Annotated in this window: 12 protein-coding genes; 9 read left to right on the top strand and 3 right to left on the bottom strand. The window is 41.3% G+C overall.

The features are described from left to right. Positions 1–61: 61 nt before the first annotated feature. Entirely contained in the window at positions 62–2,293 is a 2,232-nt protein-coding gene (locus M23134_RS04430) for a hypothetical protein (RefSeq protein WP_002694197.1), read from the top strand. 454 nt (positions 2,294–2,747) lie between these two features. Further along, a complete protein-coding gene (locus M23134_RS04435) occupies positions 2,748–3,452 on the top strand; it encodes a hypothetical protein (protein WP_002694198.1) in 705 nt (234 codons plus the stop codon). Here M23134_RS04435 and M23134_RS04440 read toward each other — a convergent pair. After that, entirely contained in the window at positions 3,436–4,380 is a 945-nt protein-coding gene (locus M23134_RS04440) for an ADP-ribosylglycohydrolase family protein (protein ID WP_002694199.1), read from the bottom strand. The two genes, M23134_RS04435 and M23134_RS04440, sit on opposite strands and share 17 nt — an antisense overlap. Before the next feature lie 35 nt (positions 4,381–4,415). After that, positions 4,416–5,381 carry an MBL fold metallo-hydrolase gene (locus M23134_RS04445; protein ID WP_002694200.1) on the bottom strand — a complete coding sequence of 322 codons (966 nt, stop codon included), beginning with the start codon at positions 5,379–5,381 and terminating at the stop codon, positions 4,416–4,418. 506 nt (positions 5,382–5,887) lie between these two features. Here M23134_RS04445 and M23134_RS04450 point away from each other — a divergent pair. From M23134_RS04450 to rnr, 7 genes are all read left to right on the top strand, one after another. Next, on the top strand, positions 5,888–6,754 hold the full coding sequence (locus M23134_RS04450) for a C40 family peptidase (protein WP_002694201.1): 867 nt from the start codon (positions 5,888–5,890) through the stop codon (positions 6,752–6,754). A 692-nt stretch (positions 6,755–7,446) separates the two neighbouring features. Then, on the top strand, positions 7,447–7,920 hold the full coding sequence (locus M23134_RS04455; RefSeq protein ID WP_002694204.1) for a GNAT family N-acetyltransferase: 474 nt from the start codon (positions 7,447–7,449) through the stop codon (positions 7,918–7,920). A 231-nt stretch (positions 7,921–8,151) separates the two neighbouring features. After that, on the top strand, positions 8,152–9,150 hold the full coding sequence (locus tag M23134_RS04460) for a bifunctional phosphoglucose/phosphomannose isomerase (RefSeq protein ID WP_002694205.1): 999 nt from the start codon (positions 8,152–8,154) through the stop codon (positions 9,148–9,150). A gap of 146 nt (positions 9,151–9,296) precedes the next feature. Next, complete coding sequence (locus tag M23134_RS04465; RefSeq protein ID WP_002694206.1) at positions 9,297–9,701, top strand: hypothetical protein; 405 nt, start codon at positions 9,297–9,299, stop codon at positions 9,699–9,701. Positions 9,702–9,789: 88 nt separating this feature from the next. After that, complete coding sequence (locus M23134_RS04470; RefSeq protein ID WP_002694207.1) at positions 9,790–10,530, top strand: 3'-5' exonuclease; 741 nt, start codon at positions 9,790–9,792, stop codon at positions 10,528–10,530. Between the two features lie 162 nt (positions 10,531–10,692). Beyond that, positions 10,693–12,555, top strand: coding sequence for an ABC transporter ATP-binding protein (locus M23134_RS04475; protein ID WP_002694208.1), 1,863 nt, complete (start codon positions 10,693–10,695; stop codon positions 12,553–12,555). 292 nt (positions 12,556–12,847) lie between these two features. Continuing rightward, complete coding sequence (gene rnr / locus M23134_RS04480; protein WP_002694210.1) at positions 12,848–15,058, top strand: ribonuclease R; 2,211 nt, start codon at positions 12,848–12,850, stop codon at positions 15,056–15,058. A gap of 731 nt (positions 15,059–15,789) precedes the next feature. Here rnr and M23134_RS04485 read toward each other — a convergent pair. Further along, on the bottom strand, positions 15,790–17,925 hold the full coding sequence (locus M23134_RS04485) for a tetratricopeptide repeat protein (protein ID WP_002694211.1): 2,136 nt from the start codon (positions 17,923–17,925) through the stop codon (positions 15,790–15,792). Positions 17,926–17,965: the final 40 nt, after the last annotated feature.

Genomic DNA, 17,965 nt, shown 5'->3' on the forward strand with positions numbered 1-17,965 from the left:
CTTACTTTATTTTTTTACCCGAAAATAGCCACCACATTATCTAACTTTTTTTAACAACATTATGAACACATTACTAAAAGTAAGTTTGAGGCAAAAAGCCGTATTTGTGTCCAACACGGTACACCAAACCGCACTTGCCGAGTTGCGCGAAACCACCTCGGTATTAGTAGCAAACCTGGCCCAACTGGGTTATGGCGTGTCGGAGCCATTGCTAAAAGCCTTGAATCAAACCACCCCTACTTTTCAGGCAAACTTGCTGGAGCAGTTTCGTGAGGTGATGAATGTAAATAAAAACTGGATACCTTTGGTAAAAGGTTGGAACGTGCCTACGGGGGAGTCTATAGTAGACCACATTATGACCTTTTTTGCCAATGTGTTTCAAGCAAAAGGTACGCGTTTGCAATGCGGGCATATCATTCCTGCCGACACCTTTCCATTGGAGCGTTACAATGGTTGCCCGTTTTGTGGAACACCATTCGAAACGGGTGAAATTGAGCACTATGGACAAGGAAGTAAGCTCAAAATATTGAGCTTGTGGACAGAAAAAGACGCAGAGAAGTTTTTTGCCAACTTGTTAAAGTCTAAAACAGCTTTAGACGCTACCCAAATGGATAGCCTAAAACTATTGTTGGCAGAGTTGCCTTTGCCTAAAGCAGACATTGCTATGAAAGAAACCTTGATGGCAGTGATAGATACTTTGGTAGAACTGGAGCATGCAGAAAGAGCACAGGCTTTGTTTAGCTCACCTACCGATATTATGCGCTATTTGTGGTACAAACATACCGGGTTTTTGCAGTTGGTAGCGCCCAAAACTATAGCCAAGCGCAAAGCTAAAAACAATGTAAACTTACGCCCAATGCTCGACCAAAGTGCTGAAGTAGGGGGTAAAGCCAAGCAAGCGCTTAAGCTAAAATACATCCGAAAGCAATGCTTGATGGTGGCTACCTGGTTAAACAACTTGATGTTGCCTGCCGAAAAAGCGTGTGAAATGATGCACCCAAAAAGAGGGATGTGGGTGCGGTTTATCAGGGCCTTGCGACTGGCAGAGTATAGCAAACGTGAGGGGTTTGACAACCTACGTACTTTGTTAGATGTGTTTTATAACCAACGCTATGAAGTATGGCAGGCAAAAGTAGACCGTTACCGATTGGCATCGGATGCTGAAAATACTTTAGGCTTACTAAAGCAACGCCCCGGCTTATTTGCCCGTTCGTTGTTTGCCAATATGTTGTGGTTTGGCAAAGACAAGGTAATAGAGGCGTTTGGTGAGGTAGTAGATCAAGTACCTGCCCGATTGGTATTCACTTTGAACATGTATGCCGACAATTACTTTGACAGTAAAATGCAACGTACTGTAAAACCATTGGGAGGTATAAGTAAAGCAGTACCGCCTAACAAATTGTTGAGGTTGTATAAACCTAAGCAAATCAGGGCAATGCAAGACAGCATTCAGGACTTGTGCCTGTTGGCAATGAAAAAACGTTTTGCAGCTATAGAAAACAACCACGAGTCTATGTATATAGATCCTATGTTGTTTAAGATGCCAGTGTCTATTGGCGATCGTAGCGAAAGTGTGCAAGATTTGCCGTCAGCATTGATGGGAACCCGCTTTGCCTTAGAAGGCAATACTGTGCGTTTGTTTATGCAATGGGGAGAGGGTTTACCTGCCCAACACCTCGACATGGACCTGAGCTGCTACGTGAGCTATAGCAATAAAGCCGACATTTGCTCTTATAGTCGTTTGCATACTACGGGTTGCAAGCATAGTGGTGATATTAGAAGCATTCCCGAAAAAGTGGGAACTGCCGAATACATCGACATCAATGTGCCTGAGTTGAAAAAAGCAGGGGCAAAGTATGTAACATTTACTTGCAATGCTTATAGCAATGGTTCTATCACGCCTAACCTGGTGGTTGGTTGGATGGATAGCAAAAAACCAATGAAGATTTCGGCAAAAACCGGAGTAGCTTACGATCCTTCTTGCGTGCAGCACCAAGTACGGGTAACCAGTAGTGTGACTAAAGGGTTGGTGTTTGGGGTATTAGACATAGCCGCCAACGAGATTGTATGGCTTGAAATGCCGTTTGCTGGACAAGTAGTACAGAACATGAACGAAGATGCCGTAAAAGGTATTTTGGCAAAACTAGATGCTAAATTGAGTGTGGGTAATTTGCTAAAAGTAAAAGCCGAGGCTCAAGGTTTGGTAATGGTAGAAACTGCTGAAGCCGACGAAGCATATACCTCAGAGTGGGCAATGGACGTGGCAGCGGTTACTCAGTTGTTGGTAGATTAGTAGTAATTGAGCGGTAAGCTATTAGCTACAAGCAACAAGTTGTCCATGCCTATTTCATATAAAGAGTTCTTCTTGAATAAGGAGGGCTCTTTTTTTATGGGCACAAGAGCAAATTGTATTTGGTGAATTATTCGTCGCTAAAAAATATTACATTTGCTTTTCTGTATGCCAGCATTTTTTGTATCTATACTCATTAATTAGTTTATAAACCTGGAATGGCTAGTGTGTTTAGGGAGCAACCAGTAAATAAAATGCGTATACTATTTGTTGGTTGCTCCCTTAAATCGCAAGTGAAAGCCAACAGCTTGTAGAAGCTATCAACTATGGTCTTCCATCTACCGATTTTATAAGTGTTTAAAAATCAATATATTATAAAATAGATAGTATGCCTGCAAACCAGCCTAAAGCCCTTAGCTTTAGGCTGTAGAAGCTATCGACTATTAACTAAATCATTGTGAAAAATAAATTTGAAGATTTGGGAGGTGAGTTTGTGCTACCTGCCGAAAAAATTGCCGAAAAACTAAATAACATCAAAGCCTTTGTTTTTGACTGGGATGGGGTGTTTAGCTTGGGGGCAAAAGGCGTGGGCGTGTCCAGCTCGTTTACTGAAGCCGACTCTATGGGTACCAACATGCTACGCTATAGCCACTGGCGCAAACATGAGCATACCCCTTTGGCAATGGCGATCATCACGGGCGCCAGCAACCCTACTGCAATACAGTTTGCCCAGCGCGAACATTTTTACGCAGTTTATTCCAGCATTCATGACAAAAGCAAGGCCATTGAGCACTTTTGCCTGCTCAATCACATTGCCCCTGAACAAGTAGCTTGTTGTTTCGACGATGTCAACGATTTCCCGATGGCACGTATTTGTGGGTTGCGTTTTATGGTGCGTCGTGCCGCCAGCCCTTTGTTGCTTGACTTTGCCCGCGAACACCAACTTTGCGACTACATTACAGGCAGCCAGAGCGGTCAGTTTGCTGTACGCGAAATTACCGACTTGGTCATGGGCATGCACAATGTGTACAAAGACGTGATTTCTTCGCGCATTGCCTACGATGAGGACTATCAGGCATATTTTAAAAACCGGCAAACCCGCGAAACAGTGTTTTTTACCAATGACGAACAGCGTGAAATTGTACCTATGACATATCCATAGCACTGATGAGTTGCTTGACCTGATCGAGCAACCAATCCTTCTTTGCCAGTCCGTTGAGCCATCTTTGCGGAATATTTTCATACCCAAAACGGGCGCCCAGCACTGCCCCAGCTATTGCTGCATTGGTGTCAGCATCGCCTCCCTCATGAATAATTTTAGAGATGCCTTTTTCAAAAGAAGAAGAGTACTGAAGCGCCCACCAGGCACAACCCAGTGCTTTGAGAGTGTAGCCAATGCTGGCTTTATCTTCCAGTGCAAGCACGGCAATATCGGGGCGTACATGGGCAGTGAGGTATTCGCGAATACGGGCATCGTAGCGGTCACCTTCCTGTAGCATTTCTTCCATAAAATCATCATTTATTATTTGCCCCTGCAGCAAACGGCTAATCATGAGGCACAACATCACACAAGAGCCCACGCAGCGTGGGTCATAGTGGGTGATCTTGCACACCTTTTCGGCGTTAAGTCTTATTTTTTCGGGATTGTTGTACTCCCATATCCCCAGCACCGAAGTACGCATAAGAGCGCCATTGGCAGCAGCATATTTTTTTGACTTAAGCCAGTATTCTTCAGCGGCTTTGTGGGGATTGTTCATAAACAGGGGTGAACCTATGACAGTATATATGGTGCGTCCAGTGCCTCGCCCGTCGTTGTGTGCCCAATCTACAATAGTAAGCCCAATGTCTTTAATATCAATTCTTTTATTGGCAAGCAAACTGTCTAAAATGCACAACATCTGATGGGTGTCATCTGTCCACTCGCCCAGCTGCCAACGGCTACGGTGCTTATCCTGTACAATTTGCTTGTAATCGGTGAGCCCATTAGGGTAATGATGTTGCACCATTGCCTTAGACATAAACTCAGTACCCAAGCCTATAGCATCGCCTACGGCGTTGCCAAAAATAACTCCTTTGATTTTATCTTCCATAGTTCTAAAATAAGAGATTTTATAGATACTTGGAGCTAAACTGCAAAATATTTGATCCCTTGATCAGTTTTTTCAGCTTTGATTAAATCCTCACTTGCCAGCAAGTCTAAATAGCCCACCAGCATAGGCAAAGCTGGGATGTTAAAATTGGTACCATAGAGTTTTTCTAACAATGCCATAAAATCATGTGTACCTGCCTTGATGTGCTTCAGGCACTCAGTTTTGCGTTGGGTTATTCGGTTCAGTTGTTTGGTAATTACCTCTCGGTGGTTGTCAAAAGGGGTATAGTGCCCAGGGTATACTGTGCTTACTTCCAGTTGGGCAAACTTTTGGTAAGAAGCAATCATTTGGTGCAGGCTCTTTTCTCTTTGGTAAGGAGGTTCAAGGGTAACATCAATCACCGGGGTGGGTGTAACTGCCAGTAGCATGTCTGCTGAGAGCAACTGTTGGGTGTTGGGTTGGTAAAAGCAGGTTTGGTGGTTGCAATGTCCGGGAGCATAGATTACTTGCCATTCATGTTGGCCAAAATGCAGTGTTTCGTCTTTTGTGAATTTTCGTATTTTCTCTGGAGGAATGTCACCCCAGGCAGCAGCCATCAACTTATAAGCACTATTGAACATTTGCTGTAAAGGCGACCCTTCCAGTTGAGGGAAAAGCTTTAGGTATTCCTGAATTACCCCTTGCCTTATTTCGTTCATGCCTTGTGGGTTGGTTGCCCAGTTGTAGGCATACTCCGATACCCATATTTCAGTTTTGTTACTTTCTTTAGCTATTTTGCCTGCCATGCCTATATGGTCTACGTGGGCATGGGTAACAATCACTTTGGCAAGATCGTTTATGTGAAGGTGATGTGCAGCTAAAGCCTTATTGAGTGTTTTCCACGATTGTTCGGTTTGTTCTCCACAGTCAATCAACACAGGTTCGGGTTTCAGAAACAAGTAAGCGTTTACTGTGTTCATTCCAAACAAAGTGGGCAGTTCTATACGTATAGGTGTGTGCATTTTTTATAGTTTTAATTCTTGCGCAAGGCGTGAAATATAGTTTACCCTGAGTTAATAAACAAAAACCTGTAGTGAGGAACCCTAACCTGGGCTTGTTGCTTAAAGCAATGATCTAAGGACTGAATACTTGTCTCTGTAAAGGTTTTCATCTACGGATTTTATAAATTGTTAAAAATCAATGTGTTGTAAAGCCCATAGTTGCTTGTAAACCGAATCTGTAGCTTGCTATGATAAGCTCAATGCAGTTAAATAGGGGTGTACTTGTGGCTTGTCGCTTAAAGCATAGGTATGCATTGGCATCTAAAGACTTGCCTCTATAGAGGCTTTTGACTCCAGACCAATGTTGTTTCCTTAAGGATTGAGCATTAAAAAAACAGACGCGTGAGCCATCTGCGACAGGCTAATAATGAGAGCTTTGCTCCACTCCGCCGCACGGAGAAGCTAAAAGCGTTGTTAAGGAAGCAGTATTGGACTCCAGACTATTAACTTTTAAAGTGTTAGTGTATATGAAAAAAAACTTTTTATTCAGCGTTTTGGCGTTGTTAATGACAGTGCAGGTGTATGCACTCGACTATGGTATATGTGCCCAAAGCGTAGTAGCAGTGCGCAAAACTACCTCCGCTAAAAGCGAGCAGGTAACCCAGTTGGTATTTGGCGATGCTTATAAAGTATTGAAGTGGTCGCCCAATAAAAAATGGGCATATATTGAAAACTCTTACGACAATTACCACGGTTGGATTGAGGTAGCATCGGTGTTTAGGGTATCTAAAGATTACTTTACCGACTATCATAAAAATGCTCACCCAGTAGTAGCCGAAAAACTGGGGGTGGTAAAGTTTAAAGGTGAAAAAATCCCTGTATCTTTGGGTTCTACCTTGCCTTTTTACAAAAAAGGAGAAATAAAGCTAGGCAACGAAATAGCCCGTTATGTGGGCAAAGCCAGCGATATTACCAACAAACAAAGCAAAGAGAAAATAATCAAGACTGCCGAAAAACTCTTGAAGATTCCTTACTTGTGGGGAGGCAAAGGTAAACAAGGCTACGATTGCTCTGGCTTTGCGCAAATGGTGTTTAAAACCAATGGCTATATTTTACCCCGCGACTCGTACCAACAAGCCGAAAAAGGTAAAACAGTATCTTTGGCAGAAGCTCAACCGGGCGATTTGGTGTTTTTTCAGCGCAAGCCCCAATACATAGAAAAAAACGGCCGGGTAGTGCATGTAGGTATTGTCTACGAAAACAAAAACAAACAATTAAAAGTCATTCATTCGGCAGGCATGGTGCGAATCAACAAGCTTGATAAAACAGGTTTGTACCGCGACGACTTGGGCAAGTATTCTCACTACTTTAAGTTTATTAAACGCCTAGAGTAGTTGGAAGCCCCAACAGGGTTTTAGGGACTAGGTGCTCTAGGTACACCTTCTTCCATAAGTAGCTAACAAATTCATAGTGTGCTTATTTTCAGTTGATTATGAGTCTATTAGTTAAAAGAAATGGCAGGGGCAAGCCTTAGGCGACAAGTCCTTAGATACCGATACATATCGGTGCTAAGCCTTGTCTATCAGCAACTAACAAACGTATAAGTTGCTGGTAGTTTTGTCATTGCTTGCATAAAGTTAAAAGCCTTGATTTGTGTTAGGGCTTTTAGTACTTTAGGAGGCACCTTGTTTTGCTGCAATACCTTAAGTACTTCATCATTATGCAGCAAAATTGTGGCAACTCAAAAATAGAAGCCTGTAAATGATTTTTGACTGGTTCTGCAGGCTTTGTAGATGCTCTAATGGAGTTGTTGGCATTGAATATATACGCTGCTAAATGAACTCGTAAGCTCTTGGTAAAAAAGTGAATAAACTCAGGCACATTTGCCTCTTGTGCCTCCAGATTTAATTCTTTAACTTGCATTTAGGTTAAATGGTTAATATGATCTCTCTCTTAAGGGAGTTGTCGAAAACTCAACCTCTTGGGCTGCTTTTCAGCTTGAAAAGCTCAATAAACACAAAGAGCAATAAAACCAAAATCAAGTATTTTGCTTGATAGTCAATAATTTAAACTTGTGCCGTGTCTTATGATTGTCTCCCTTACTCGTCATCACGCTACCCAATCTATTCCTTATGAGTTGTTACTTTTGGCAGATCCCTACCAAAGCAAAATAGACGAGTACCTGTCTTATAGCAAACTATACATTGCCTATACCTCAGCAGGCGATAGGGTAGGAGCCTGTGTAGTAACCGATTTGTCCAAAAATGCTTGGGAGATACTTAACCTTGCGGTAGAAGAAGCCTGCCAGCGCCAAGGGGTTGGCAAGCAAATTATTACACAAATAGTGCATTTGGCACAAACCCAACATATACAAAAGTTATGGGTGGCTACAGGCAACTCCAGCATAGGGCAGTTGGTTTTTTATCAGAAGAGTGGCTTTGAGATGCACACCATTGTTCCCAATTATTTCATTGATCATTACCCCGAAGAAATTGTAGAAAACGGCATTGTATGTAAACATCAAGTAAGGTTGGTGTATTGTTTAAGCAAAAACCAGTGAGCAGGCAGTTTTGAGTACTTACCTTCTTCTCATTTTTACCCATCAAAAAAAGCTGCTTTATAGCATTCCTGTGGGTTGGCTCTATTACTTGGTCATCTTCTCGTTTTACCAATATTAAAAAGTGCCGTTTTGTAAACAATCAGGTAATAAAACTATAGTGCCATTTTGTAAATTGAGGGTTATTTATTTGTTTTACAGGCGTATACAACACTTCAATAAAACACACCAATTATGATGCAATCACTCATAGAAGGTTTTCGTGCCCAATTGCAAAAGGCACAAGAAATAGGCAAAAGCCTTACCTTCACTGCTCCTAACCAACCTATCCAAAATGTAGTAATTGCGGGATTGGGGGGCTCAGGCATTGGCGGCAATTTGGTAGAGTCGTTTATGGCATCAGGGCTCAAAGTGCCAGTTACTGTGTCAAAGACCTACACCGTGCCTAACTTTGTAAGCGCTCATACCTTGTTTATTGCTTGTTCTTTTTCAGGAAATACTGAAGAAACCTTACAGGCTTTAGAGCTGGTAGAGCAGCGTGGAGCCAAAATATTTTGTGTAACTTCGGGAGGGCAATTACTGGAAAAAGCAAAAAGCGCAGGCTATGACTTTGCCCAAATTCCTAACGAAGCACCTTGTCCCAGGGCATTTTTAGGTTATTCGCTTACCCAATTGTTGTATGCCTTCAAAGGCTACAAATTATCTGACACTGAGTTTGAGACAGCTTACACCGAAACTCTGGCTTTGCTTGAGAACGATGCTGCTGACATTCAGGCAAAAGCCCGTGAGCTGGCCGATGCATTTTACAATCACTTGCCAGTAGTATATGCAGACACCCACTTTGGCGGCGTAATTACTCGTTTTCAGCAACAGATCAACGAAAACTCAAAGCAGCTTTGCCATGCCCACGTATTTCCGGAAATGAACCACAACGAATTGGTAGGTTGGGAGTCTGGCGATAGTGTACGTAACAAAACTGCAGTATTGATGATTCGTTCGGGGCTTGACCATGAGCGAGTAAAGATACGTATGGATATTTGCAAGAACATATTTGAAGAAAAAGCGGCTAAAGTAATCGAACTTGAGCCCAAGGGAGCTTCATTGATCACTCAGTCGTTTTACCTCATTCACTTGCTAGACTGGGTATCGTTTTATCTTGCTGAAAAAAATGGAGTAGATCCGTTTCAGGTCAACATTATTATGCACCTCAAGGGTGAGTTAGCCAAGGTGTAAGTTGGGTAAAGCCATCGAAAACAGAATGGCAGTTTTTCCGTTTTTAGAGTATGTTTAAATCTTATCTAGTGGGTAGTTTTTAGACATACTCTTGTTATTTTACTGCATTATACACAGCAGTAAATGTAGACTTAAATAGATGTGATATGAAGAAAGACATTGAGATACCTAAAGTAGAAGGAGTAGAAGTGGCGGTTGCCCGAAAGAAGACCGAAACAGGTGAGTACGATTGGCACGTGTACCTGATTAACCGTAATGACTTTGTGTTAGACAATATCCTGATTACTTCTACTGGTTATGGGCAAAAAAATGGAGAAGCCCAAAAAACATCTACTTTGCGCCAAATGATAGAAAAAATGGATAAAGAGAGTTTTGCCATTATAGAACGTATTGACCCACAGGTGTTTCATCTATCAAACGAGTATTGGGTGAGCTATTATGTAAATGGGAAAATACACGACAAAAAGTTCATCTTTATGCCAGGCAGTATTGTAGAACAAAACCTAAGCAACATAGACGTGCTCAATCTGGAAGGCGTACGCCATATATAAAATTATTGCCCGTACGTGTGGGCACTTGTCACCACCTAATCAAAAACTCACCCAATCACCAACAACCCTAAACGATCAAAACAAGTAAATGTCAGACATACAAGAGACTCACATTCACCCCAGAATAAAACATATACTCTTTGTAGATATCAAGACCGTCTCGCAAAGCGACAGTTACCATACCCTGCCGCAAAATCTGCAAAAGTTTTGGGATAAAAGATTTGCTTACCGCCGCGACGAAGATCTCAACATCGAGGAGCATTATTTTCAGCAGGCAAGCCTGCAGGCCGAGTTTGGGAAAATCGTGACCATTGGGGTAGGGTATTTTTATTTAGACGAACATAAGGAAACGGCTTTGAGGGTAAAAGCTTTTGCTGGGGCAGACGAAAAAGGACTTCTGGAAGACTTTAAGGCGTTGATAGATACCAAGTTTACCGATAATTTGGTAATGTGTGCCCACAACGGAAAAGAGTTTGATTATCCTTATTTATGCCGTCGTATGGTTATTCATGGCGTAGAGTTGCCACTTACGCTCAATTTGCTTCACAAAAAACCCTGGGAAATCCCTCACCTTGATACCTTGGAAATGTGGAAGTTTGGCGATCGCAAACACAAAACATCATTATCTTTGCTTGCCACACTGATGGATATTCCTGAGGTAGAAAATCGGTTAGAAGGGCAAGACATTAACAAGGTTTACCACGAAACCCAGGATATGAAGCAAATTACTCAGGGGTGTATGCGGGATATTGAAATTTTAGCCAAACTTTTCTTGAAGTTAAACCAAATACCCATAAATTTAGAAAATCGTGTCTATAAAATAGATTAAAGGATAGCTATTAACTAATTTAACACTTTATATGGTTTAAGTGCATTGGTAGCTTTTGCACTACACAAACACACCAAAACATCACGTGAGGGAGGCAAGTGGGGCAGGTGAAGAAATCAATAACCAGGCACCTTGTATGTGCTATAGACTAATAGAGGGAATATGTCATCATTTAGCAACGAAGAAGAAAACGAAGTAATTTTAGATGTTCGAAACCTTGAGGTGAGTTTCTCAACTGATAATGGTATTATCAAAGCAGTAGACAACATCTCTTTTCAAATACCTCGTGGCAAAACACTAGGTATTGTGGGCGAGTCGGGATCGGGCAAGTCAGTAACCTCGTTGGCTATTATGCGGCTTATTCAAGAGCCTGTAGGTAAAATTACTTCTGGTGAGATATGGTTTGATTCTCCTACCCTAAAGCGCAAAATTAATTTGGCAAAAGCCACCCCACAAGAAATGCGTGAGATCAGAGGCAAAGACATTGCAATGGTGTTTCAAGAACCTATGTCCTCGCTCAATCCAGTATATACTTGTGGCAACCAGGTGATGGAAGCCATTTTGTTGCATGAAAATGTCACCAAGAAAGAAGCGTATGATAAAACCATTGAGCTTTTTAAGAAAGTACGCTTGCCCCGACCGAAGAAGATGTTCAACTCTTACCCTCATGAAATATCGGGAGGGCAAAAACAAAGGGTAATGATTTCAATGGCACTGTCGTGCAACCCCCGATTGCTCATTGCTGATGAACCCACCACTGCATTGGATGTAACGGTACAGGCTGCTATTTTAGACCTGCTGCAGATTTTGCACGAAGACAAAGACGTATCTATCATTTTTATTACCCACGACTTAGGCGTAATTGCCGAAATCGCCGATGATGTAATGGTGATGTACCACGGGCGAATGATGGAGAAAGACGATGTATGGAATATTTTTGACAATCCTCAACACCCTTACACTAAAGGTTTGTTGGCTTGTCGCCCTCGTTTGGATGTGCAAATGCGGGTATTGCCAGTGATTGATGACTTTATGGAAGTAACAGAGGATGATTCTATCATAGAAAAGGCCAACCATAAGTATGCATCAGTAGGAGAGGCGTTGTTGCTTAACTTTGTTACCGAAGATGAGGTAGAAGAGCGCAACCGTGAACTCGCCCAAAAGCCGCCCATTCTGGAAGTAAAAAAGCTCAAAAAATACTTCCCTGTTCGTAAAGGTCTTTTTCAGAAACGTCCTGCTCCTATCAAGGCAGTAGACGATGTGAGTTTTCAGGTGTACCCTGGTGAAACTATAGGGTTGGTAGGGGAGTCAGGCTCAGGAAAAACTACCTTGGGACGTACCATTATGCGTTTGATAGAGCCTACTGGCGGGTCAATTATTTTCGAAAATGAGCGCATCAATGATTTTAAAGGAAAAAGCATACGCAAACTGCGTCGCGACATGCAAATTATTTTTCAAGACCCTTATTCATCGCTCAATCCACGCATTCCTATAGGAGATGCCATTTTGGAGCCTATGCGTTTGCATGGCATACTGGCCAACAATCGCCAACGTAAAGACCGGGTGATAGAATTGCTGGAAACAGTGAGCCTCAAACCAGAGCATTACAACCGATACCCTCACGAGTTTTCGGGTGGGCAACGCCAACGAGTAGTCATTGCCCGCACGCTAAGCCTTAACCCTAAGTTTATTATTTGCGATGAGTCAGTGTCAGCGTTAGATGTATCGGTACAGGCACAAGTACTTAATTTATTGAACGAACTCAAAGACAAGTTTAACCTTACTTATGTCTTTATTTCGCATGATTTGTCAGTAGTAAAGTTTATGTCTGATCGCCTCATTGTGATGAACCAAGGGAAGATTGTAGAAAGCGACTATGCAGACAATATTTATGACAACCCTAAAGAGGAATATACCAAAAAACTAATTGAAGCGATTCCTAAGGGCACCCTCGAAGACATTAGAAAAGCACAATTAAGAAGACGCCTGGGTAAGGAGAAGAAAAATAACAATTCGGCAACTTAGCAGTTGAATTTATAGTAAGGTTATTGCTATTACTTAGCAGTATGAATAAATATGATGATACCACTGTTTTAACTATAAAAAGTGATAATCAGTCGTGGCTTTTGCAAATAAAAAACAATAATTATCAACTCTTTACCCAACTTTTATAAAAAAAAATACGTTACTTTGAAGCATAAAGCCCCCGCCTTGATAAAAGACAAGTTATATGCTGGTCTTTAGTTAAACTCAATAATCATTTTCCCATCTAACTTAATTATCAATCAACCGATTTTAACACAAACAAGAAGAAAGAATGAAAACGAAAAAAAAGAACCCCAAGAAAAAACCAACAAAAAAACTACTAAGCAAACGAAGATTTAAAAGAAGTAAAAAGAATACCCTCACCATTGAACATTTCCAATCTAAGATTTATACAATACTCAATCAAAAGCCAGAGCGCATGCTGGCCATTGAGGACTTGATTGATATGCTGAATGTTACCACCGAAAAAAACAAAGTAAAGGTCATTGATGCGCTCGAAAAGCTTGCTGACAGCGACCAGATTTTGGTAGACCAGGAAGGCAATGTTCAAGTCTTGCTAAATATAGTAGAAGGCATTGTTGACTTTGTAAACCCACGGTTTGCGTTTATAGTAAGCGACGAAACCGAAGAAGATACCTGGGTAGACGCAGACAACCTACAGTTTGCTTTACACGGCGATCGAGTAAAAGCTCGCCTGTACCCCAATAGCAAGGGCAAACGCACCGAGGGTGAAGTAATGGAAGTGCTGGAGCGCAAAACCAATGAATTTGTAGGTAAGATCGAGATCAAAGAAAAATATGCTTTTGTGATTGCCGACAACCGTCGCATGCACATGGATATTTTTGTACCACTCAAAAATACCAACGGCGCCAATAACGGTGACAAGGTGATAGTAGAAGTGCTGGAATGGCACAACGAAAAAAACAGTCCAGTGGCTAAGGTAAAAGAGGTGTTGGGTGCCCCTGGAGTAAACGAAACCGAAATGCATGCCATTATGGCTGAGTTTGGTCTGGCGCGACACTTTCCGGCGGAGGTGCTCAAAGATGCTGAGAAAATCAGAGGACGAATTACCAAAGTAGAAATAAAGAAACGACGTGACATAAGAGAAACGTTGACCTTTACTATTGACCCTGAAAACGCCAAAGATTTTGATGACGCCCTGTCTATAAAAAAACTGGATAATGGCAATTGGGAAATAGGAATTCATATTGCAGATGTAACCCATTATGTAAAACCTGACTCAAAGGTAGATAAAGAAGGGGCGGAGCGAGCTACTTCGGTATATTTGGTAGACCGTGTGGTACCTATGTTGCCAGAGCGTTTGTCTAACGAATTATGTTCTTTGCGCCCTCACGAAGACAAACTCACTTTTTCGGCAATGTTTGAGCTGGACGAAAATGCCCACGTAATCAAAGAATGGTTTGGTCGTACTGTAATCCACTCCGATCGTCGCTTTAGCTATGAAGAAGCTCAGGAAGTAATGGATTCGGGCAATGGCGATCATGTAGACGAGTTGCGTACATTGAATGCATTGGCTAAGAAATTGACCGCACAACGTTTTGAAAAAGGAGCCATGAGTTTTGAAACCGTAGAGGTGAAATTTAAACTTGATGAAAACGGTACTCCCATAGGTTTGTATACTAAAGAACGCAAAGATGCCCATAAATTGATTGAAGAGTTTATGTTGCTTGCCAACCGTAAGGTGGCTGAGTTTGTGTTTAAACTACCAGTAAAGGGTACCAAAGCCGAAAGCAATACAATGGTGTATCGTACCCACGATGATCCAAATGTAGAAAAATTGAAAAACTTCTCTGGATTTGCCAAAAAGTTGGGGCACGAAGTAAAGTTGAATGGCAAGGCAATGACTCGTTCGTTGAACAAGCTAATGACAGACATAGAAGACACACCACAGCAAAATGTGTTGCAAGGGTTGGCTATTCGTACAATGGCCAAGGCTATTTATACTACCGAAGCTACTGGACACTTTGGGCTGGCTTTTGACCACTATACCCACTTTACCTCACCTATTCGTCGTTATCCTGATATGATGGTGCACCGTTTGTTGCAACATTATTTAGACCATGGCAAATCGGTAGATAAAAAGGTGTATGAGAAACTATGTAAACACTCTACCGATATGGAGAAGCGTGCTGCCGAAGCTGAACGTGCTTCTATCAAATACAAGCAGGTAGAATACATGCAATTACTCAATGACTCTGACAAAGCGTATGATGGTGTAGTAACCGGAGTAACCGATTGGGGCATTTATGTAGAAATAGAAGAAACCAAATGCGAAGGCATGATAAGAATGAGCGACTTGGTAGACGATTTTTATCAACTAGATGAAGAGAATTACCGAGTGGTAGGCAAACGTACCAAAAACGTGATTATGTTTGGTGACACGATCAAAGTAAGGATTAAAGCTACCGACCTCGAAAAACGCACCATGGACTTACTGAAAGTATATGACGATGAAAGCTAAGAGTTGACCTTTAAGGTCAGCTTTTTGTTTTTATACTGTACCTTGTTTTCTTTGTGTAGCATACAAACCAATCCCATGCTATATTATACCCCAATAAGCCTCTTTTTTGCCTCTTATACTGAATCAGAGGGTAAACCCCCTGTTTTAGATGTATCCATTCACCTACCTTTGTTATATAAAATCAAATTATTCACCTAAGAACTTGTTTAAAACTAATCAAAGGCACAACCCTCCAAAATCAAACTTGGAGGGTTTGAAAACTTACCGAAGATCAGGTTCATTATTTAGTAATATTGTGCAATCTTAATAGCCAGTAAGGAATTAAGTGATCAACTGAAATTAAGTTTAACTCACTCATAGTATGATAGTTATATTTGTTGTTGCTTGGTCAAGTCAAGTAGTTCTACTGTGATACTGTATGGAGTTAATACAAGTTTACTGGTATTGAGTTGAGCACAAGCTCTCTAAAGATGGATGTATTAAACAAGTGCTAATAACCAAATTATAACAATGAAAAACCTTAAAAAATTTGAAATGACAAAAGGCGATTTAAAAGCTGTAAAAGGTGGTAGAAGGTCGTATTGATGAGTCTACTTGCGAGTCACTAGATGGATTTATCATGGTCATTGGCGGAGAAGATCACTGCGTATTTCATTAAGCGCCTCAAATTACAAATCCTCAGAAACCATGTTTTTCTGAGGATTTGCTTTTTTATAAAGACCTACCTATTGTCAGGCAGCGTGTGTAACAGTGATCGTAGGGTCAAACATAATCATAAACTCATTTAAATCCTGATCAGAGGCAATTTCCAGCTTTTTGCGTAAACGGTATCTTTGCATTTTTACACTATCAGGTGCAATTCCCATCAAATCTGAAATGTCTTTAGTATTAAGATTGAGTCGTAGCAAAGCACATACTTGTAAATCGTTCTTGGTAAGCGATGGATATTGATACTTTAGTTTTTGGTAAAAGTCAGGGTGCAGTTGGTCAAACACTTGATGAAAACTTTCCCAATCTTTGTCCATATTGAGGCCTTGATCTATCAAATTTACCAGCTTCTGGCACATCTTTTTTGCTTTGCTGAAGTTCTTTTGCTGCCGCATTTCATTAATCAAGGTTCTGAGCTGCTTTAATGTCTGGTTTTTTTGCAGCATGTGCAGTGTATGTGTGGTTACTTGTTGGTTTCTATAATTAATCTCGTTTTGTAAATTTTTTGTTTCGGCATTTGCCCTTGCTTGTGCTTCTTGCAAACGTGCCCTGGTTTGTTTTTTTAGATGTTCATGGGCGGTATTCAGTGCTTGATTGAGCGCATTGAGTTGCTGATTATTCTTCTGTTTGCTTCTGTAAAACCTAATCACCACCAATAATAATAACAACAATAAAACCAATAGGGCATACGTACTGTTTTGCACTGTTCTACGGTGATTTGTAAGCTCTACAAACAAACTTTTCTCTTGAGCATGTGCCCAATGTAGCGAGTCTTGCTTTTTTTCGTAGGCATACTTTGTTTTCAGGTGGGCTATTTTTTGTGCATTGCCAATATTCAATAAACTATCCGTCATTTGCTTAAACAAGTGATAGTCTTGGTATGCACCTTGATAGTTACCCATCGTTTTGTGAATTTTTGCGCGTATTTCGGCTCCTGCCTTTAGCAACTGAGGTTGTTTGGTTTGCCGGGCAAGGGTTACCCCTTTGTTGGCTTGTGCCAATGCTTGGGAGTATTTTTGCTGGTGATGCAACGCTTTGGCTAAATGCAAAAAAACTTCTGCTATCAATGGTTGCTCCCCTAGTTTTTGGTACAACTCCAGGGCTTGCCTGAGGTAATTAAATGCTTGCGTATACTTTTTCTGGGTGATCATCAGGTTACCCAACAAGAGTTTACTGTGGGCTATAGTGCTTTTATCTCCAATTTGAGTGCTCAGTTTCAACGATTTTTGGTAATAAACCAACGCTGTATCATACTGTTGCTGTTTGTCATAAATACCTCCAATGGCGCTATAACTCTGGGCTACCCCACGCCGATCGTTGAGTTGTTGGTCTACTTTGAGCGACCTGTGAAAGTAAGCAATAGCCTCGGTATAGTTGAGTTGGTTTTCATATAAAATGCCTATGTTATGGAGCGTTTTTGCAATACCTGGTAAGTGTTTAAGCTTCTCTTTGATACGCAATGATTTTTGGTAATAAGCTAAAGCTTGGGGGTAGTCACCCAGCGTTTGGAAAGTCAGCGCCAGGTTATTATAGTTAGCTGACATCCCTTTTTGATTGCCGCTTGCCTGAGCAAAATTCAGGGCTTTTTGGTGGTAGTGCAAAGCTTGTTGAATATTACCCAGGCTTTCGTATACATTGCCAATGTTGCCACAGTATACCCCTATTCCTTTGGTATCTTTTATCTGCTGAGCTATTTGCAAGGCTTGCTTGTAAGCTTCTAAAGCTGGGTTGTAATTGCCCTGATGTTCTTCAATTGCTCCTAACAGGTTATAAACATTGCTGTGGTTTTTGAAGTGAGGGTGTTTTTGAACAATCGTTAACATGTGGTGAGCGCGAGCCTTGGCTTTAGCATAATATCCTGTGAAAAGTAATAACCAACCTATTTGGCTATGTGCTTTGAGTGCTGCTTGTGGGTTATTGGTTTGTTTTGCCAAGTTTAACGCAAGGTTGGCGTACAGTAAAGTTTGGGTAGAATCGAGCTGATTGCTGTATTCTCTGGCAAGTGTATTATACACCAGTAGCTTTTCTTTATTGTCAGATACATCGTGAAGCTTACGCTTTAACGAGTCTGTTTTTGTGTGGTTTTGGGCAAAAGTATAGGTCGACAGCAGGAGTAGCCATAAAACCAGCCCAGGCAGTTTATGAAGTAAGTAATACATGAGTAATATAATTAATCGGCGTTGTGGTAGTTAGTAATAG

This window comes from Microscilla marina ATCC 23134 (assembly GCF_000169175.1).
GTDB classification, from domain to species: Bacteria; Bacteroidota; Bacteroidia; order Cytophagales; family Microscillaceae; genus Microscilla; species Microscilla marina.